Origin of the sequence: Mesorhizobium sp. BR1-1-6 (assembly GCF_020165355.1) — a bacterium.
Taxonomy (GTDB): domain Bacteria; phylum Pseudomonadota; class Alphaproteobacteria; order Rhizobiales; family Rhizobiaceae; genus Mesorhizobium.
This window is the reverse complement of record NZ_JAIUHZ010000024.1, coordinates 40,537-59,957: the sequence shown is the minus strand read 5'-3', so window position 1 is coordinate 59,957 and position 19,421 is coordinate 40,537. Positions and strand designations below refer to the sequence as shown.

The following is a 19,421-nucleotide window of genomic DNA, read 5'->3' as shown; positions in this document are numbered from 1 at the left end:
GGCGGGAAGCCGCCCGGCCGCCGTCTTCGAGCAACATTCAACCGCGTGACAGGGGTTACACGATGACATTCAAGCTGACACTTGCGACCACCACGGCGGTCGGACTTCTCATGGGGGCGGCACTCGCAGGCGAGAACGAGGCCTATATCGACCAGATCGGCGACGGTAACTCGGCCTCCATCGTCCAGGGCCAGTCGAACGGTTCAGCCGTCGGCAACAGAGCCGGACACACGACGCAGCGAATCCGGCAGGACGGCACCGACAACGAGCTGATCATCAACCAGACGCATGACTCGAACGTGAACAGCCCGCCGCGCAACCAGATCAACCGGGCAGGAGCGCCGGGCGACCAGGCGGGTCTTGGCATCGACCAGATCGGAAACTCCAACTATCTGCGAATCGATCAGACGGGTGCCAACCAGGCCGTCTTCGAGGTGCAGCAGAATGGCGGCACGTCTGCGACGACCTCTTCCAACAACGCAACGATCACCCAGAACGGCGGCTGGTCGGCACGCGTCTCCAACTTGCGGCAGACCTTCACCGGCGGCGCCGCGGACGGTTCCAACGACGTCACCATCGCCCAGACCGGCCAGTCTTCGCGCGTGGGCAACACCAGCAGCGGCCCGCGCAATGACGGCAGTGGCGCGCACCAGACCGGCTTCGGCAACCAGCTGACCGTCAACCAGACTGGCAATTCCCAGCTCGTCTACACGGCGACGCAGATCAACAGCGCCTCGAGCGGCGGCACGAACGTCGCGTCGGTGACCCAGGGCGGCGGCAATGGCAACCAGATTCGCGAGCTGAGCCAGACCAACACCGGCACCCTGGACAACACCGCGAGGCTGACCTTCTCGGGTGCCGGCAACGGGGTGACGTCCGGCGTCTTCACCGGGGTGGCGCTGGGCGTGGGGATCTCCCAGTCGCGCATTCGCCAGACCGGGGAAGGCAACGACCTGAGCTATGTCGCGACCGGCGACGGCAACCTGTTCGGCTTCGTCCAGGACGGGCTGGGTAACCGGATCGTCGGCACTGTGGACGGAAATGCCAATCAGGTCGCGGTATCGCAGGAAGGCGACGTCAACAGCGCCGAACTCGAGATCCGCGGAGACAGCAACCAGTTCGGCATTGCCCAGATTGGCGAGGCAAACGAGGCGCTGGCGTTTGCGAACGGCAACTCCAACGAACTTACACTGAGCCAGATCGGAATCGCCAATCTCGGCGAGGTCCTGATCGGATCCCGGACCGCCGGGAGCAGCGACGACAATGCGGTGGTCCTGAACCAGGACAGCCTCGCTTCGTTCGGCAATGTCGGCGAGATCGACGTCGACGGGAACGCCAACACGATTTCGCTCGACCAGCTGGGCGTGATCGGCAGCAACTACGGGACCGTCGACATTCTCGGCGACGAGAACGCCGTGGCGGTGGACCAGGACGGCAGCAATACGGGCGAGGTGTTCGTCACCGGAAACCTCAACGTCGTTTCGCTCGACCAGGAAGCCATCTCCTCCTTCGGTAATGAAGCCGGGATCCGCGTCGATGGAAACAGCAACAACCTTGTCGTCGATCAACTCGGCGCGGCCGGCTCCAACGAAGCGACAGTCGACATCCAGGGCGACCAGAACGACGTGGCGGTCGACCAGGAGGGCAGCAATACGGGCGGGATGGTCGTCACCGGAAACCTCAACGGCGCAACGCTCGCCCAGGACGGCGCCATCAACAGCGCGCTCATCGAGATCTACGGGGACGGCAACCAGTTCGACGTCGATCAGGACGGCACCTTCAACGACGCGGTGGCGCTGGCGAACGGCAATGCCAACGAGGTCACGCTGAGTCAGACAGGAGACGTGAATACCGGCTCTGTCGACATGTTCGGCGACCAGAACGATGTAGCGATCGACCAGAACGGCAGCTTCAATACGGTCAGCATGACCTTCCAGGGGGACTCGAACGGCAGTGGCAGCCTGACCGGCGCCGCGGGATTGCTGGTCAGCACGTCTGGCGGTCAACTCGTGGCGGGCAGGGCGCTTCAGGACTCGTCCTCGGCGCTGTCGGGCAACAGCCTGACCTATGACGTCGTCGGCAATCTGAACGAGTTCGCCTTCGCCCAGATCGGCGGCGGCAACACGATCGACGGGTCGGTCATGGGAACCGGCAACGAGGTCGCGATCGTCCAGGCGGGGAACAGCAACTATGCATCGTTCAGCCAGATCGGCAGCTCAAACAGCATCGGCGTCTCGCAGTAGGGTTGCCGGGCGGCCCCGTCAGCACGTCCCGTAAAAGCGCAGTGAGGCCGGGCGCAGGCGCAATAGCGATCCTGTCATGTACGTTGGGGAAAAGCGGCAGGGTGGCGGAAACGGTGCCTGGAAGTGTTTGCAAGAAACGCCGTTATGGCGTTTTTCATTCGCAAGTTGTGGGGGGGAGATGAGATGATGAAGACTGCTTGTGCGGCGCTTCTGACCGCTGGCGTTGTTCTGGCTGCCGCGGGCAGTTCGGTCGCTCAGGATATGGTTTACACTCCGGTCAACCCCTCCTTCGGCGGCAGCCCGCTGAATTCGTCTCACCTGCTCGGCCTCGCCAACGCCCAGCGTACGGCCACGGCCCACACGCCAGGCCCAGGCACGGATTCGACGGATCCGAGCGATCCGGGCTCCACCGACGCGGACCTCTTCATCCGCCAGCTCCAGAGCCGCCTGCTTTCGGGGCTCGCGAGTCAGGTTACCGAGGCGATCTTCGGTGACAATCCCCAGGACTCGGGTACGGTCCGTTTCGGTGAGACGACCGTCACCTTCGAGCGGACCGTCGATTCGATCCGGCTGATCATCACTGACCCGACCGGCGTCACCGAGATCGTGGTGCCCCTGCTGGTCGCGACAAACAACACCGTGAATTCCCTCATGCAGGGCGCTGGTGGCCTGGAGTCGGGCAACGCTCTGTCCGGCGGATTGAACACCGGCGCCCTGAGCGGCGACCTGACGTCGAGCACGTCGCTCAGCCCGGGGCTCAATTGATTTCGATGCGGGATGGATCAGTGCGAGTGCGGGCAGCGGCCTCACGGGAGGGCGACATGCCGAAAAGCCGGCGCTTTGGGACAAAGATCGCAAGGGTCGCCGTCGTAGGCGCACTCGTGTCAGTGCTTGGCGGATGCCAGGCGGTGCCGACCGAAGGCGTTCTGCAGCCTGTTTATACGCCTGTGACGAAGCAGAGCCACAGCCTGCGCACCATCCCGGCCCCCTCGAAGCGAATTACCGTCGCCGTCTACGATTTCCCCGATCTCACCGGCCAGTACAAGGAACGCGAGAACGTCCAGACTCTGTCGCGGGCTGTCACCCAGGGCGGTGCGCCCATGCTGATCAAGGCCTTGCAGGATGCTGGCGAGAAGCGCTGGTTCACCGTGCTCGACCGTGCCCGCCTTGACGACCTGCTCAAGGAACGGCAGATCGTCACCGAGATGCGGCGGCTCTACCGCAACGAGCAGCGTATCGACGCGCGGGTCCTGCCGCCGCTCGATCATGCGGGCATCATCCTCCAGGGCGGAATCACCGGTTACGACACCAACACCATGACGGGCGGCATCGGCGCGCGCCACCTGGGCATCGGCGGCGATGTGAAGTGGCAGCAGGACACTGTGACCGTCACATTGCGGGCCGTTTCGACGAACACGGGAGAGGTGCTGTCCAGCGTGGCGGTTCACAAGATGATCGCCTCCTACGCGCTGCAGGGCGGTGCATTCCGCTATGTCGCCCTGGACAAGATCCTCGAGGCTGAGGCGGGCGTCACCCAGAACGAGCCCAAGCAGATCGCCGTGCAGCAGGCCATCGAGAAGGCGGTGATGGGTATGATCATCGAGGGCGCCGAACTCGGTGTCTGGTCGTTCGAGGACCGGGATGCAGGACGCGAGCTGATAGCCGACTACCGCAACGAGAAGTATGGCACCAAGCTGACCGCGGCCGCTGAAATCGTGCCGCCGCCCAAGACACGCAACGCCGCGGACGTCGTCGAGACGACAGCCGCATGGCCGCGCGCGGCGGCTGCGCCGCGACGCACGACTCCGGCCCTGGCGGCTCCGCCGCCGGGCGCGCCCGTTCCCGTGGCTCCGCCTCCCGCAGCGCCGGACGAAACCGTCGGCTCGCTTGAGCCGGGCGTGGCCGTTCCCGAGGCTTCGCCTGCGGTCGCCGGCGCGGCGACGGCGCCAAACCCTGCCGCGACTCCGAAGGCGGCCCGGCAACGTGACTATGTGGCCTCGATAGCGCCGGTGCGTTGACGATGCTCATGGACCCTCTCAATCCGTTCTCCAACGCAAAGGGCGGCGCGGCGCTTACCCTCCTGGCGTCGGTGCACGGCGACAGCAACCAGTTCGGTGGCGTGGCGCCTCAGGCTGGTTCTGGCAGAGCGCCGTCGTGCTCCAGCAATGACCTTGTCTTCGGTCGGACCGGAGAAAGCGACGTTGCTTCAACTTTGATCGATCCCGAGGCCCGGATATTAGGCAGCACTTGCGATGATCTCCCCACATTACGAGGGGACTGTAACAATGAATCTGCATTCTGTCTTTGTTGCGGGCGTCGTCTTGGCGTCGGCGCCTGCCCAGGCCGGCAACGAACTGGTTATCCTGGCCCAGCACGGGTTGTCCAATTCGCTCATGCTCGGCGTGAGCGGCAGCCTCAATGCGGTGTCCGTTCTTCAGGCCCACCACGGTCTCGGCGCGGCGAACGTGATCGACGTCAACATCGAGAGCGATTTCAACGGCGGCCCGCTTGGCCCGTCCTTCATCGGAGCGATCCTCTCGGCTGGCCTCACGCCCGGTTCGATCACACAGAGCGGATTCGACGACCACATCATCGCCAGCGTAACCGGCAGCTACAATCTCTTCGCTTTCGCGCAGGAGGGCAGCGGCGACCGGCTTACAGCCTCGATCTCGGGCATGGCAAATCAGGCAGCCGTCACCCAATCCGGAAGAAATAACGTCGTGGGATTTTCACAGTCCGGAAACGGCAATACGGTCAGCGTCTCGCAGACATCCTGGTGACGCAACACAGGGAGCTTGTTCGCATCATGCGCAAATCTACGGCTGTTCTGGCGAGCGCTCTCGTCTTATGTTCCTCTCCGGCCTTTGCTGGCGACAATAACGTCCTGAAGATCATCCAGACCAGCCCTCCTGGCGCGCTCGAGGGAAACGTCCTGTCGTCAGACCAGTCGCGCGCCACCGGTTCGCTTGTCGCCGGCCCGACGCAGCAGATGATGGATAACGCGCTCGGCGGCACGCTTGCTGTCGGCGACCTGTACCGGATGGACCAGGCGACTGCGCCGTCCGCGCTTCAGACAGGCCAGGGCAACACCGCAACGCTGACCATCGAAGGCGATGGTGGTCAGTTGTTTCTTCTCCAGGACAATTCGGCTGGCGGGACGTTGGGCAATTCGGCTCAGTTGAGCGCATTTGGAGCCGATTCCCTTGGCGCCGTCCTGCAGCTCGGCGATGGCAACGATGCATCGCTGACCGTAGGCGGTGGCGCAACCGGTCTGATCGTGCAGAACGGCAGCGGCAATGCCAACTCACTCACCGTGGGTTCTGGTGGCAGCGGCGAGATAGTTCAGAACGGCAACGGCAACACCTTCTCCACGTCCGTGGCGGCCAACACCGCCGTGACCATCACGCAGAACGGCAACAATCTTAGCCCGGTCGGCGTGACAGGCATGCAGGTGTTCTCGACGGCGCCGGGAACAGTTTCGATCACCCAGACCGGTTTCTAGCGATGCGCGGCGCGGCTGCACTCGTCGTGGGTCTTGCCGCCGCCTGCGGTGCAGGCGGCGCGGTGGCGCAGCACGGAGGCGCCGTCGCGGTCCCCTCCATCGCCATTGTGCCCACGGGCGCCGGGGTCCAGATCACTGCATCGGCCGTCGGCCTTGGCGTTGTGGAGATCGAGGGCTCGGTTGAGATCGACCGGACGGGCGGCTCGGGCACGATGACCACGCGCCAGAACCGCACACTGAGGCTCTCCGCCGGCCAATCCCAGGACATAGCCAGGACTGCGCTGTCTCTCGCCAAGGGCGACCACATCTCCATCAGGGTTGTTCTCCGGCAGGACGGCAGGGTCGTCGGCCAGGCCGAGGTTTCGGCGGGCGAGCCCTGAGGAAGTCGCTAGCTCCCTAATTTTCGACTTTTGCGCAGCGGAGAGGGCATCATGAAGGTTGCGAGATTTTTGACCGTCGTTCTGGCCGTGGCGGGCATGTCGTTCCCGGCCACGGTGGTACGGGCGCAGTCCGTGGACCAGTTCGTTCAGGCATTCAGCGGCACCTGGCAGCTCGTCGATGCGCGCTATTCCAACCTTCCCTCAACTTGCCACATGGCGCTGGGGTCGACAGCCGATGCGAACGGCCGCTTCGCCATTAAGGGGCTGGGCTGCCGCGGCGATGCCGCTCTGGTCAGTTCCTGGGGCGTGAGCGAGGGTCAGATGGCCCTGTTCGATGCGGCCGGAGCGGTGATCGCCCGTCTTGGCGGCAACCAGCGGCGGATCAGCGGCACCAGCGTATCGGGCGCTCCCCTGATCTTCGAGAAGGTCGGTGTTGCCGGAACGGCGGCCATGCTCAAGACTGCCAAGCGGGCCGGGGGCTGCTTCTATTCGGGCTTCACCAGCAAGTGCGCGGATGCGGCACAGGCCGCGCCTCCCGCGCCGGAAGGCGCCAGCGTCCAGGTCCTGGTTAACCTGAACGTCCGCGCCGAGGCGCGCGACGACGCTGAGGTGGTCGGCGTGGTTCCGTCGCAAACCTGCGTCACGACCGAACTGTGCATGACGGCGACCGACGGCGCCTGGTGCCGCGCCAAGTTCGGGGAGAGGACCGGATGGATGCGCAAGTTGGCCTTGCGCCAGAACCGCTGGGCCATCGTCACCTTCGACAACTCTTGCCCCAAGCAGGGCGGCTAACTCTCTATGAGGTCTTTCGGCACGCGGACGTGAACATAGTAGATGCCATTTCGGATGATTGTGTTTGGTATCTTGCGCATGTCGTCCATTCCTCGACTGTATCACAGCGTGTATGACAGTCGAGGTGGGTCAAACCCTTGGAAAATAACGCTTCAGGAAAATCAGCGGCTTAGGGGGAAATGGTGCCCAGAGGCGGATTCGAACCACCGACACGCGGATTTTCAGTCCGCTGCTCTACCAACTGAGCTATCTGGGCCTGTTCCGGCTAACGAAAACTCGCGCTCCGGATTTCATGGAAGCGCCGTGGGCGTCCCTTGAAAGCGCGTGGGTTATAGCATGGGAATCCGGCCTGTCCAGCGCCCAGATGTGGATTTCCGGCAGGAAAAGAAGTGCCGCCCGATGCGCTGGTTTCCGCGCCACGCCGCCGCTATCTGGCGCCCGCCAATCCCTTGCGAAAATCCGTAGGTGTCATGCCGGCGAGCTTCCGGAACGACTTGTTGAAGGCGCTGAGCGAACCGAAGCCCGAATCCATCGCGACCCTGAGCACATTGGCGTCCTGGTGCATGAGCAGCGCCTGCGCATAGCTCAGCCGCAACAGGTTGACATATTCGTTGAGCGTCATGCCGGTCGATTTCTTGAAGATGCTCATGGCGTATTTGGGATGGAGGTCGGCGGCCGCCGCTATGTTCATGCAATCGATGTCGTAGAGGAAATTCTCGGCGATGAAATCGCACATGCGCCCGACATTGCGCGACGACTGCTGGTCGAACGGGCTGCCCGCTTCCTGTCCGGCCGCGTTTTCCGGCACCAGCCTGTAGGGCTCGAACCGTACCCGCTCCAGCCGCAGCAACAGTTCGTTGACGGCGTGCTCCGCCCTGGCCGGGTCGCCGGAGCGGGCGTAGCGGTTCCAGCGGTCGAAATTATCGTTGTCGGACTGATCCGTGGCGCTGGTCACCAGCGTGGCACCCGTCATCAGCCGGTGACGTATGTCAGCCGGCAGATGCAGCCGGAAGAAATGCACCAGCGGCAGATGCGCGCCGGCATAGATGGCGTCGTCGCTCAAATCGTCCATCTGGTGCGGCAGTCCGCCCCAGAACAGACACATCTCACCGGCCGAAAGCGAGATTTCGTGGTCGTTCATGCGGTAATGCACGCTGCCGCGCACGATGAAGTTCACCTCGACCTGCGCATGCCAATGCGGCTTGAGCATCACCAGGGGAGCGGTGTGGAACATCTGCAACAGCAGCGGCATTCCTTCCACGCTGCTGGCGCCAGGCTGGTAAAACGGCCGGTCCGGCATCTTACTTTCCGCCAATTTCGTATTCCCTTTGTCGGGGACAAGCCTTCCGCGCCGCATAGTCTAGCCCGGCTCGCAGAGAGAGCAAATGAAATGGGAGGATTTCAATGCGCATCACACTGTCCTGCGCCGCGCTCGCGCTTGCCTTGGGTTCAGCCCCGGCCTTCGCGCAATCGGGCGAAATCACCATCTGGAGCTGGAACATCGCCGCCTCGTCGCTGAAGGCGACGATTGCCGGCTTCAACAAGCTGCATCCTGACATCAAGGTCACCGTCCAGGATCTCGGCAACCAGCCGACCTATGACAAGTCGATCGCCGGATGTGCCGCCGGCGGCGTCGGCCTGCCTGACGTCGTCACCATCGAGAACGGCGAGGCCGAGAATTACTGGAGCCAGTTTCCCGATTGCTTTGTCGACCTGCACACGCTGGGCTACAGCGCCGAGGACCAGGCGAAATTCCCCGATTTCAAGCGCACCGAGCTCGAAGTCGGCGACAAGGCCTATGCAATGCCGTGGGATTCCGGCCCTGTCGCCGCCTTCTACCGCCGCGACTTCTACGAAAAGGCCGGCGTCGATCCGGCGTCGATCAAGACCTGGGACGATTTCATTGCCGCCGGCAAGAAGATCCAGGCCGCCAATCCCGGCGTCACCATGACCAACGCCGACTTCAACGGCGACACCGAATTCTTCCGCATGATCTCCAATGAACAGGGCTGCGGCTATTTCTCCGAGGATGGCCAGTCGATCACGGTGAACCAGCCGAAATGCATCGATACGCTGGCCAAGATCAAGGAGATGAAGGACGCCGGCGTCATCTCGTCGGCCGACTGGGGCACAAAGATCACCAACAACACCGCCGGCACCGTCGCCACCCAGGTCTATGGCGGTTGGTATGAAGGCACAATCCGCACCGAATCGGCCGGCGAAAACGGCAAATGGGGCGTCTACCTGATGCCGAGCCTTACCGCCGACGGGCCACGCGCCGCCAATCTCGGCGGGTCGTCGCTGGCCATCACTTCCGGGTCGAAGAACAAGGAAGCGGCTTACGAGTACCTGAAATACACGCTCGAAACCAATGAGGGCCAGATCACCATGCTGAAGGAGTTCGGCCTCGTTCCCTCGCTGGTGTCGGCGCTGAACGACCCCTACGTGTCTGAAGGCCTGCCCTATTGGGGCGGCCAGGCGGTGTGGAAGGACATCCTCGCCACTCTGCCCAAGATCGTCCCCAGCCGCGGCACGCAGTTCCAGAGCGATGCCGAAATCATCATGCGCGCGGTGCAGACCAAATATCTCGCCGGCGGCTATCCCGATGCCAAGGCGGCACTCGACGATGCCGCCGGCCAGATCGCGGCGGCGACCGGACTGCCGGTCAAGTCATAACCTCCCAGACGGGGTCCGGGCAGGCATGCGCCGCCCGGCCCCGACCGCGGCCCGCGGGGCTTCCTCGCGGGACGTGTGAAATGTCGCATGTCCCGACCAACCGGTTGCCGCTGCGCGCGGGACCACAGCTTGAAACGCCGACGAGAGAAGGAGGAGCACGATGCGCAACCGCAACGCCACGGCCTATCGTTTCCTCGCGCCCTATTTGCTGATCTTCTCCGTCTTCTGGGTATGGCCGATCATCTCTTCGTTCCTGATCTCGTTCCAGGCGACGCGCACCGTGCCCTGGCGCTTTGCGCCCGGCTTCAACTGGGGCCGGCTGATCGGCGATCCGGCCTTCTTCAATGCCTTGAAGAACACGCTGCTCATCCTCGTCATCCAGGTGCCGGTGATGATCGCGCTGGCGATGGTGATGGCCGTGCTTTTGAATTCGCCGCTCCTGAAGGCGAGAGGACTTTACCGCTTCGCCTTCTTCGCTCCCGTGGTGGTCGGCGAGGTCGCCTATTCCGCGGTGTTCCGGCTGATGTTCAACCTCGATTTCGGCATCATCAACAAGCTCCTGAACAGCGTTGGGCTGCCCAAGATCGACTGGTTCTCCAATGTCACGCCGGCCATGGCGCTGATCATGATCGCGGTCACCTGGCGCTGGGCCGGCTACAACGCCATCATCCTTCTGGCCGGCATGCAGTCCATCCCCGAGGACGTCTACGAGGCGGCGACGCTCGACCGGGTCAGCAAGCTCAAGCAGTTCTTCTTCATCACCTTGCCGCTGTTGAAGCCGGTCATCGTGTTCTGCACCGTGCTGTCGATCATCGGCACCATGCAGCTGTTCACCGAGCCGTTCCTGATCACCGAACGCGGCGGACCGGGCGGCGGCACCGAGACGCTCGGCCTGCTGCTCTATCGCCAGGGCTTCCGGTCGCTCAATTTCGGCTACGCCTCGGCCGTCGCCTACACCATGGCGGGGCTGGCGATCGCCATCACGCTGGTGCAACTGTGGCTGACGAGGGAACCGAAATGAGCTCGCTCGCCTCGGCCAGGCTGAAGCGCAGCCTCTTGCTGCATCTTTTCCTCACGCCACTGGCGCTGATCTGGCTGTTTCCGCTATGGATGATGGTCGTGTTCTCGACCATGCCGGACAACGGCATCTTCAGCCCCGGCATCGAGTTGCTGCCGCACGGCAATTTCGTGGACAATTTCAACAACCTGCAGCGCGACACCGACTTTGTCGGCGCGATTTTCATCTCCGTCTCGGTGGCGGTCACCTACACTTTTCTGTCGGTGCTGCTGACGTCGATGGCCGGCTGGGCGCTGGCGCGTTACCGGTTCGTCGGCAAGGGCTTGGTCGTCGCCATCATCCTTGGCACCATCACGCTTCCCTATGCGGTGGTGCTGATCCCGCAATTCATCATGGTGGCGCGCGATTTCAAGCTCGCGAACACCTGGGTGGCGCTGATCGTGCCGCCGCTGTTCAATTCGCTGGGCGTGCTGTTCATGCGCCAGAGCTTTTCCATGTTGCCCGATGACCTGTTCGACGCCGCCCGCGTCGAAGGCGTGAAGGAGTGGCGCATCTTCGTCTTCATCGCGCTGCCGCTGGCGCGGCCGATGCTGGCGGCGCTCGCCATCATCCTCTTCCTCGCCTCCTGGAACAATTATCTCTGGCCGCTTTTGATCAACAGCCAGCCCGGCGCGATGACCGCACCGGTGGCGCTCGGCACGCTGATCGGCCTCACCAAAGTGTCGTGGGGCGGCATCATGGCGGGCGCGGTAATGCTGACGGTGCCGATGCTGATCGTGTTCGTGCTGCTGCAACGCCATTTCATTGCCGGCATCGCCGCCGGCGCGGTCAAGTAAGGGTAGGCATGGCAACCGTCACGCTCACGAATGTCGTCAAGCGCTTCGGCGTTTTCGAGGTCGTCCATGGCGCCAACATCGACATCAGGGATGGCGAGTTCGTCGTGTTCGTCGGCCCGTCTGGCTGCGGCAAGTCCACGCTGCTCAGGATGATCGCCGGGCTGGAGGATATCAGCGATGGCGAGATCGCCATCGGCGGCAAGGTGGTCAACGATGTCGAGCCGGCCGACCGCGGCATAGCCATGGTGTTCCAGTCCTACGCGCTCTATCCGCATATGAACGTGGAGCAGAATCTCTCCTTCGGCCTGCGTATGACCGGCAATCCGAAGGCCGACACCGACCGCAGGGTGAAACGGGCGGCCGAGATCCTGCGCATCAGCGAATTGATGGAGCGCCGTCCGAAGAAACTCTCCGGCGGCCAGCGCCAGCGCGTTGCCATCGGCCGCGCCATCGTGCGCGAGCCGCAGGTGTTCCTGTTCGACGAGCCGCTGTCCAACCTCGACGCCGAACTGCGCGTCCAGATGCGGGTCGAGATCTCGCGCCTGCACAAGGAGCTCGGCACCACCATGGTCTATGTCACGCACGACCAGACCGAGGCGATGACGCTCGCCGACCGGATCGTCGTGCTGCGCGGCGGCCATGTCGAGCAGATCGGCCGCCCGCTCGATCTCTATGACAATCCCGACAATCAGTTCGTGGCCGGTTTCGTCGGCTCGCCGAAGATGAATTTCATCAAGGGCCGCGTCGTCGGCTGCGATGCGCGCGGGGTCGTGGTGGAATTCGCTGGCCAGGAGAAGACCCGTATCACGCAGCCGTTGAAGGGCGCCGCGTCCGCAATCGGCAGCAAGGTCATCGTTGGCGTGCGACCCGAACATTTTGGCAGCGCCGGAGAAGGCGACGCCGATCTTGCCGTCACCATCGATGTGGTCGAGCACCTGGGCGGTACGAGCTTTCTCTACGCCAGAACGGCCAATGGGGAGGACGTGGTGATCCAGCGCGACGCGGCCAAGGTCCCCGAGACATCAGAGATCATCGTATCCATCCGCAAATCCTACCTGTTCGACGAAAAAGGGCTGCGGCTGCGCTGATCGGCTGCCCTTTCCCATCCCGCAAGGAGAATGACAATGACTGCAACCACGCCCATCCGCTGGGGCATTCTCGGCCCGGGCAGCATCGCCAAGGCCTTCGCCGGCGGCGTCGCCGGCTCCCGCAACGGAAAGCTGGTCGCCATCGGTGCGCGCGATCCGGGCAAGCCGAGTTTGGCGCAGAGCTTTCCCGGCGCGCGCATTCTCGAGGGCTACGAAGCGTTGCTCACTGACGCGGAAATCGACGCGATCTACATTTCGGTCCCGCACCCGGGCCACGCGCAATGGGCGATCCGGGCGGCGGAGGCGGGAAAGCACGTGCTGTGCGAAAAGCCGCTGGCGCTGACCGCGTTCGAGGCCGACGCCATGATGCATGCGGCGCGCAAGGCCGGCACCTTTCTCGGCGAGGCCTTCATGTACCGGCTGCACCCGCAGACGCTGAAGCTGGTGGAACTGATCAAATCCGGCGTCATCGGCGAGATCAGGATGATCAAGTCGAGCTTCGGTTTTGCCATGCCTGATTTCATGCCGCAGCACCGGCTTTATGCCAACGACCTCGCCGGCGGTGGCATCCTGGACGTCGGCGGCTATCCCGTCTCGATGGCGCGGCTGATTGCCGGCGCCGCGGCCGGCAAGCCGTTCCTCGAGCCGGACAAGGTGACCGGCGTTGCCCATCTTGGCCAGTCCGGCGTCGACGAATGGGCCTCCGCGCTGCTGCATTTCCCGGGTGGCATCGTCGCCGAGGTCTCCTGCAGCATCTCCCTCAACCAGGACAATGTGCTCAGGATTTTCGGCACCAGGGGCCGCATCGAAGTGCCGGATTTCTGGTTCGCCGGCGGCGACCGCGATGTCGGCCTCGGCCGGATCGATGTGATCGGCGCGGACGGCGTGCGCGAAACCATCAGCGTGAACGAAAAGCGTCACGTCTATTCCTTCGAAGTCGACGCCGCCGGGGACGCCATCCTTGCCGGCCGGCAGGAGTTCGCCTGGCCGGGCATGGCCTGGGCCGACAGCCTCGGCACCTTGCGCGTGCTCGACAGATGGCGCGCGGCTGTGGGGTTGGAGTACGAGATCGAAAAGGCCTCGCGACGCACCAACACCATCGCCGACCGGCCCTTGCGATCCGGCGGCACGGCGATCGCCAAACGCGCCATTCCGGGCCTGTCGAAGCCGGCCTCGATCGTGGCGCTCGGTTTCGAGGATTTCCGCACCTTCTCCTCGGGTTCGATCCTGCTCGATGCCTTCTTCGAGGCTGGCGGCAATCTGTTCGACACCGGCTATGTCTATGGCGGCGGCTACACCGAGACGCTGCTTGGGCAATGGCTGAAGAACCGTGGCGTTCGCGAGCAGTCGGTGGTCATCGCCAAGGGGGCACATTCGCCGCTTTGCTATCCCGACGTGATCGGCAAGCAGCTCGTCCAGTCGCTCGACCGCCTGCAAACCGACCATGTCGATATCTATTTCATGCATCGCGACAATCCGGACGTGCCCGTCGGCGAGTTCGTCGATGCGATGGACCGCGAGGTCAAGGCAGGCCGCATCCGTGGCCCGTTCGGCGGCTCGAACTGGACGATGCAGCGCATGGACGAGGCGATCGCCTATGCCGAGCGCACCGGCAAGCAAAAGCCCGGCGCGCTCTCCAACAACTTCTCGCTGGCTGAAATGCTGGAGCCGATCTGGGCCGGTTGCGTGACCTCCTCCACCGATGACTGGAAGGCCTGGCTGACCGCCCGGCAGATGCCGAATTTCGCCTGGTCGAGCCAAGGGCGCGGCTTCTTCACCGAACGCGCCGGGCGCGACCGGCGCGACAATGAAGAACTGGTGCGGGTCTGGTACTCGGAGCGCAATTTCGGCCGCCGCGACCGGGCGATCGAACTTGCCGCGCGGCTGGGCAAGAGCCCGATCCATGTTGCGCTCGCCTATGTGCTCAACCAGCCTTTCCCATCGGTGCCGTTGATCGGCCCGCGCACGCTGGGCGAACTGGACGACAGCTTGCGCGCCCTCGACATCGCGCTTTCACCTGCCGATCTCCAATGGCTGGACGGCGGCAGTCGGCAAGCGGCGTAGTGCATGTCCTGCAAGGCTGCGCTGGACGGCTACGGGGTCAGGTCTCGTCGTCGGACACCCTGATGTCGCGCCTGGCCGGAACCCTCATGCTGGCATACATGCCGGTGGTGCGGAACTGGCCCGGGCTAATGCCGTAACAGCGGCGGAAGACCTTCGAGAAATAGTTCGCGTCCTCGAAGCCGCACAGGATGGCGACTTCCTTCACCGGCAGGAAGTCAGCCTTGGTCAAAAGCTTGGCGGCGCGTTGCAGCCGCTGCTGCAGCACGAACTCCGCGGGCGGGATGCCTTCGCTCTCGGCGAAGCAGCGCGAGAAGTGCGCCCGGCTGAGGCCGCTGATCGCCACGAGGTCCGCTACCGGCAGCGGCCTGTCGAGATTGGCGTTGATGTGGTCGATGACCGGCTGCATGGCGCTCTGCTTCTCGGCAAAGGCATGTGAGCCGAAGACATCGTCGTAGAGCGCCATCGCCGCCTCATAGGCGATCGCCGAAGCCGCCCCCGGCGCAGCGGCCCCGTTGATGAGACGCAGGCTGCAATCGGCGAGGTGATCGATCGTCTCCGGCTGCAGCCGGAACACGGGACCCGAGACGTCGAGGATGGATTTGTGGATGCGCAGCGCCTCCTCGCCATTCATCGAGATCCAGAAATATTCCCAGCGCTCGTCCTTGGCCAGCCAGTAGCGGTGGTTGTGCGGCACCAGCACCAGCAGCGTGTCGTTCTGCTGCAGGCGATAGTCGCGGTTCTCATAGCGAAGCCGGCCGCTTCCGTTGATCGTGTGCTGGAGCACGGTGAATGGCGTCTGGCCGCGCTTGCGCCCGTCCCAATCATAGATTTCGCCTTCGCGCACTTCGTAGCCGGTGCTCGTCGGCATGGCATGCAGGCGCTGGCGACCGCGCGGCAGCGAGATCGTGCGCATCGACTGTCCGTTGGCGATCAGATCCCGCAGCACAAAATTACCCTTGAAAGCATAATCCTTCTCTGGCCGCGCTCGCGAATAAGCGCATAATCCATCCTCGAAGAACGTGAAGAACCCGCAGTCGAGGAGCGGGCGGGAGGAGAAAAGCCGGAATTCGGCTCGATTGGCACGCGCGCCTTGGCGTGTGGCCATATCCTCCCTTGCTGCTCCTTGCCTAGCATCCGATCGGATCGAGGTGAAGGTGATGAGTTTCAAAATCGCTATTATCGGCGCCGGCAGCGTCGGCTTCACCAAGAAACTGTTCACCGACATACTGTGCGTGCCGGAATTCAAGGGTATCGAATTCGCGCTGACCGATGTCAGCGAGCACAATCTCCAGATGATCAAGGCGATCCTCGACCGGATCGTCGAGGCCAACAAATTGCCGACCACGGTGACGGCGACGACGGACCGCCGCAAGGCGCTCGAGGGCGCACGTTATGTCATCAGCTGTGTGCGGGTCGGTGGCCTCGAAGCCTATGCCGACGATATCAGGATCCCCCTGAAATACGGCATCGACCAATGCGTCGGTGACACGATCTGCGCCGGCGGCATCCTCTATGGCCAGCGCAACATCCCGGTGATCCTCGATTTCTGCAAGGATATACGCGAGGTCGCCGAGACCGATGCGAAATTCCTCAACTATGCCAACCCGATGGCGATGAACACCTGGGCGGCGATCGAGTACGGCAAGGTCGACACGGTCGGGCTGTGCCACGGGGTCCAGCACGGCGCCGAGCAGATCGCCGAGGTACTGGGCGCGAAGTCACCTCGGGAGCTCGACTATGTCTGTTCCGGCATAAACCACCAGACCTGGTTCATCGAGTTGCGCCTGAACGGGCGCGAAATCGGCAAGGACGAGCTGGTCGCCGCCTTCGAGGCTCACCCGGTCTATTCCAGGCAGGAAAAGCTGCGCATAGACGTGTTGAAGCGCTTCGGCGTCTATTCGACCGAAAGCAACGGCCATTTGTCCGAGTATCTTCCCTGGTACCGCAAGCGCCCGGACGAGATCACCCGCTGGATCGACATGTCCGACTGGATCCATGGCGAGACGGGCGGCTATCTCCGTTATTCCACCGAGACCCGCAACTGGTTCGAGACGGAATATCCGCAATTCCTCGAAGCGGCGTCGAAGCCGATCGATCCGTCAAAACGCTCCAACGAGCATGCCAGCCACATCTTGGAGGCGCTGGAGACCAACCGCGTCTATCGCGGCCACTTCAACGTCAAGAATGACGGTGTCATCACCAATTTGCCGCAGGACGCCATCGTCGAATCGCCCGGCTTCGTCGACCGCTTCGGCATTAACATGGCGGCCGGCATCACCTTGCCGGAGGCATGTGCCGCGACCTGCATATCCTCGATCAATGTCCAGCGCATGTCGGTGCATGCCGCCATATCCGGCGACATCGACCTGCTCAAGCTTGCCGTGCTGCATGACCCGCTGGTTGGTGCGGTATCGACACCGGAGGAGGTCTGGCAGATGGTCGACGAAATGGTCGTCGCCCAAGCGGCCTGGCTGCCGCAATTTGCGCATGCGGTTCCGGCGGCAAAAGAGAGGTTGTCGAAATCCAGGGTCAAGACCCGCGAATGGGCGGGCGCCGCTTGGCGCAGCGTCCGCTCGATCGAGGAGTTGCGCGCCGAAAAGGCCGCGCTGAAGCAGGCCGGCTGAAAACCCAGGTGGCGGCGACGGGCCTGCGGGAGACAGGTCCGCCGCGGTCGCCGTCCGGGCAGAAGACGAGCAGCAGCAAAACAAAACGTCCGAACACGAGGGAGGAGACAATGAGGAACCTACGCAGCATTGGCATGGTCGCGGGACTGGCGCTGGGCGTTTCCGTCCCGGCGCTTAACGCTTTCGCCTCCGAGCCGACGGTCCCGCCGGTACCGGCGGCGTTTCCGGCCGAAGGCAAGATCACTTATGTGCCGCGCGACTCCATCCTGGAGTTCAAGGCGCTGCCCGACTATCACGAGCCGGACTGGGTGACCGAGAAATACGTCAAGGCCGGCAAGCTGCCGCCGGTGAAAGACAGGCTGCCGAAGGAGCCCTTGGTTTTCAAGACGGGCAACATGCCTGATGGCATCGGCGTCTACGGCGATACAATGCGCCACGTTATCGGCGGGCGGCCGGAAGGCTGGAACTACGGCGCCGGTCAGACGCAGGGATGGGGCGGCATCGATATCGGCCTGTCCGAATGCCTGACGCGCACCGCGCCGCTGTTCCAGGTCGAGGCCAAGGACACCGAACCGCTGCCCAACCTCGCCAAAAGCTGGGACTGGTCGGCGGATGGCCACAAGCTCACCATGCACCTCGTCGAGGGTGCCAAATGGTCCGACGGCGCGCCCTTCAACTCAGACGACGTCATGTTCTACTGGGACGACGAGGTCGTCGATCCCAATGTCTCGCCGCTCAATGGTGCCACCCAGGAAACGTTCGGCGTCGGCACCACGCTCAAGAAGGTCGACGACTACACCGTCGAGTGGACCTTCAAGGAAGCCTTCCCGAAACAGTATCTCTACGCGATGGCCTACGGCACTTTCTGTCCTGGCCCCGCGCACATATTGAAGCCGCAGCATCCGAAATATTCGAAGAACACCTACGACCAGTTCAAGAACGCCTTCCCGCCGGAATATATGAACATGCCGGTCATGGGCGCCTGGGTGCCGGTTGAATACCGGCCAGACGACATCATCGTCATGCGCCGCAATCCCTATTATTGGAAGGTCGATGAGAAGGGCAATCAGCTGCCCTACCTCAACGAATTACATTACAAGCTGTCCACCTGGGCCGACCGCGATGTCCAGGCGGTGGCCGGCTCGGGCGATTTCTCCAATCTGGAGCAGCCGGAGAACTTCGTCGCCTCGCTGAAGCGGGCCGCGGAGGCGAATGCGCCTGCACGCCTGGCGTTCGGTCCACGGCTGATCGGCTATAATCTGCGCCTCAATTTTTCCGCTAATGGCTGGGGCAACCCGGACGAGCGCGGTCAGGCGATTCGCGAGCTGAACCGCAATGAGGATTTCCGCAAGGCCGTTACCATGGCGCTCGACCGCAAGGCGCTTGGCAACTCCCTGGTCAAGGGGCCGTTCACCGCCATCTACCCCGGCGGCTTGTCCTCCGGCACCAGCTTCTATGACCGCAAGTCGACGGTCTACTATCCCTTCGACCTCGAGGGCGCCAAGGCCGAACTCGCCAAGGCCGGACTCAAGGATACCGATGGCGACGGTTTCGTGAACTTCCCGGCCGGCACGGCCGGCGGCAAGAATGTCGAGATCGTCATGCTGGTCAACAATGACTACGGCACCGACAAGAGCCTCGCCGAAGGCGTTGTCGCCCAGATGGAGAAGCTCGGGCTGCGGATCGTGCTCAACGGTCTCAACGGCACGCAGCGCGATGCCTCGCAATATTCCGGGCGCTTCGACTGGCTGATCCGGCGCAACGACCAGGAGTTGACCTCCATCGTGCAGAACACCGTGCAGCTCGCTCCCGTCGGCCCCAAGACCAGCTGGGATCACCGCGCACCTGAAAGCGGCGAGGTCGACCTGATGCCTTTCGAGAAGGACCTCGTCGACATCGTCAACAAATTTGTCACGTCTGAGGACAATGACCAGCGCGCCGCCCTGATGAGAGACTTCCAGAAGATTTCGACGGAGCACGTCTACAATGTCGGCCTGACGGAATATCCCGGTGCGCTGATCGTCAATAAGCGCTTCTCCAACGTTCCAAGGGGCACGCCGATCTACATGTTCAACTGGGCAGAGGATTCGATCATCCGCGAGCGGGTCTTCGTGGCGGCCGACAAGCAGGCGAAATACGAATTGTTCCCGGAAGAGCTGCCCGGCAAGCCTGGAGACAAGGGCCCGATGTAAGTTTAC

16 protein-coding genes and 1 tRNA gene are annotated in these 19,421 nt (G+C 63.3%); 14 read left to right on the top strand and 3 right to left on the bottom strand.

The genetic code is table 11. The annotated features are described in order from the left end of the window. Nucleotides 1-62: 62 nt before the first annotated feature. From LB545_RS27890 to LB545_RS27860, 7 genes are all read left to right on the top strand, one after another. On the top strand, nucleotides 63-2,243 hold the full coding sequence (locus LB545_RS27890) for a beta strand repeat-containing protein (RefSeq protein ID WP_224706146.1): 2,181 nt from the start codon (nucleotides 63-65) through the stop codon (nucleotides 2,241-2,243). Between the two features lie 183 nt (nucleotides 2,244-2,426). Then, entirely contained in the window at nucleotides 2,427-3,008 is a 582-nt protein-coding gene (locus LB545_RS27885; RefSeq protein WP_224706145.1) for a curli assembly protein CsgF, read from the top strand. A gap of 56 nt (nucleotides 3,009-3,064) precedes the next feature. Next, nucleotides 3,065-4,261: a CsgG/HfaB family protein gene (locus tag LB545_RS27880; protein ID WP_224706144.1), complete on the top strand. Its 1,197-nt coding sequence runs from the start codon at nucleotides 3,065-3,067 to the stop codon at nucleotides 4,259-4,261. A 267-nt stretch (nucleotides 4,262-4,528) separates the two neighbouring features. Beyond that, nucleotides 4,529-5,023 carry a hypothetical protein gene (locus LB545_RS27875; RefSeq protein WP_181165453.1) on the top strand — a complete coding sequence of 165 codons (495 nt, stop codon included), beginning with the start codon at nucleotides 4,529-4,531 and terminating at the stop codon, nucleotides 5,021-5,023. Nucleotides 5,024-5,049: 26 nt separating this feature from the next. Next, entirely contained in the window at nucleotides 5,050-5,745 is a 696-nt protein-coding gene (locus tag LB545_RS27870; protein WP_140501006.1) for a hypothetical protein, read from the top strand. Between the two features lie 2 nt (nucleotides 5,746-5,747). Then, on the top strand, nucleotides 5,748-6,125 hold the full coding sequence (gene csgH, locus LB545_RS27865; RefSeq protein ID WP_140501008.1) for a curli-like amyloid fiber formation chaperone CsgH: 378 nt from the start codon (nucleotides 5,748-5,750) through the stop codon (nucleotides 6,123-6,125). Between the two features lie 51 nt (nucleotides 6,126-6,176). Continuing rightward, complete coding sequence (locus LB545_RS27860; RefSeq protein ID WP_140501010.1) at nucleotides 6,177-6,917, top strand: AprI/Inh family metalloprotease inhibitor; 741 nt, start codon at nucleotides 6,177-6,179, stop codon at nucleotides 6,915-6,917. 180 nt (nucleotides 6,918-7,097) lie between these two features. Here LB545_RS27860 and LB545_RS27855 read toward each other — a convergent pair. After that, a tRNA-Phe gene (locus tag LB545_RS27855) sits at nucleotides 7,098-7,173 on the bottom strand. Nucleotides 7,174-7,344: 171 nt separating this feature from the next. Next, the gene (locus tag LB545_RS27850) at nucleotides 7,345-8,217 is read right to left on the bottom strand and encodes a helix-turn-helix domain-containing protein (RefSeq protein ID WP_140501013.1); all 873 of its coding nucleotides are present in this window, start codon (nucleotides 8,215-8,217) and stop codon (nucleotides 7,345-7,347) included. Nucleotides 8,218-8,321: 104 nt separating this feature from the next. On the opposite strand from LB545_RS27850, the gene LB545_RS27845 reads away from it, so the two are divergent. The 5 genes from LB545_RS27845 (at nucleotide 8,322) to LB545_RS27825 (ending at nucleotide 14,599) form a co-directional block, all read left to right on the top strand. Then, on the top strand, nucleotides 8,322-9,593 hold the full coding sequence (locus tag LB545_RS27845) for an extracellular solute-binding protein (RefSeq protein ID WP_140501015.1): 1,272 nt from the start codon (nucleotides 8,322-8,324) through the stop codon (nucleotides 9,591-9,593). 160 nt (nucleotides 9,594-9,753) lie between these two features. After that, nucleotides 9,754-10,614 (top strand): carbohydrate ABC transporter permease, encoded by an 861-nt coding sequence (locus LB545_RS27840; RefSeq protein ID WP_140501017.1) that lies wholly within the window; start codon nucleotides 9,754-9,756, stop codon nucleotides 10,612-10,614. Continuing rightward, a complete protein-coding gene (locus tag LB545_RS27835) occupies nucleotides 10,611-11,447 on the top strand; it encodes a carbohydrate ABC transporter permease (protein WP_140817748.1) in 837 nt (278 codons plus the stop codon). The genes LB545_RS27840 and LB545_RS27835 overlap by 4 nt, the downstream gene beginning before the upstream one ends. A gap of 8 nt (nucleotides 11,448-11,455) precedes the next feature. Next, nucleotides 11,456-12,535, top strand: a complete 1,080-nt coding sequence (locus tag LB545_RS27830; RefSeq protein WP_140817750.1) for an ABC transporter ATP-binding protein — start codon at nucleotides 11,456-11,458, stop codon at nucleotides 12,533-12,535. Nucleotides 12,536-12,571: 36 nt separating this feature from the next. Further along, nucleotides 12,572-14,599, top strand: a complete 2,028-nt coding sequence (locus tag LB545_RS27825; protein WP_140817752.1) for an aldo/keto reductase — start codon at nucleotides 12,572-12,574, stop codon at nucleotides 14,597-14,599. A 37-nt stretch (nucleotides 14,600-14,636) separates the two neighbouring features. On the opposite strand, the gene LB545_RS27820 is transcribed toward LB545_RS27825, so the two are convergent. Continuing rightward, nucleotides 14,637-15,545, bottom strand: a complete 909-nt coding sequence (locus LB545_RS27820; protein ID WP_181165447.1) for an AraC family transcriptional regulator — start codon at nucleotides 15,543-15,545, stop codon at nucleotides 14,637-14,639. 211 nt (nucleotides 15,546-15,756) lie between these two features. Between LB545_RS27820 and LB545_RS27815 the strand changes: the two genes are divergently transcribed. Continuing rightward, nucleotides 15,757-17,223: an alpha-glucosidase/alpha-galactosidase gene (locus LB545_RS27815; protein WP_224706143.1), complete on the top strand. Its 1,467-nt coding sequence runs from the start codon at nucleotides 15,757-15,759 to the stop codon at nucleotides 17,221-17,223. A 110-nt stretch (nucleotides 17,224-17,333) separates the two neighbouring features. After that, nucleotides 17,334-19,415 carry an ABC transporter substrate-binding protein gene (locus tag LB545_RS27810; RefSeq protein WP_140672509.1) on the top strand — a complete coding sequence of 694 codons (2,082 nt, stop codon included), beginning with the start codon at nucleotides 17,334-17,336 and terminating at the stop codon, nucleotides 19,413-19,415. The last annotated feature ends 6 nt before the right edge of the window (nucleotides 19,416-19,421 follow it).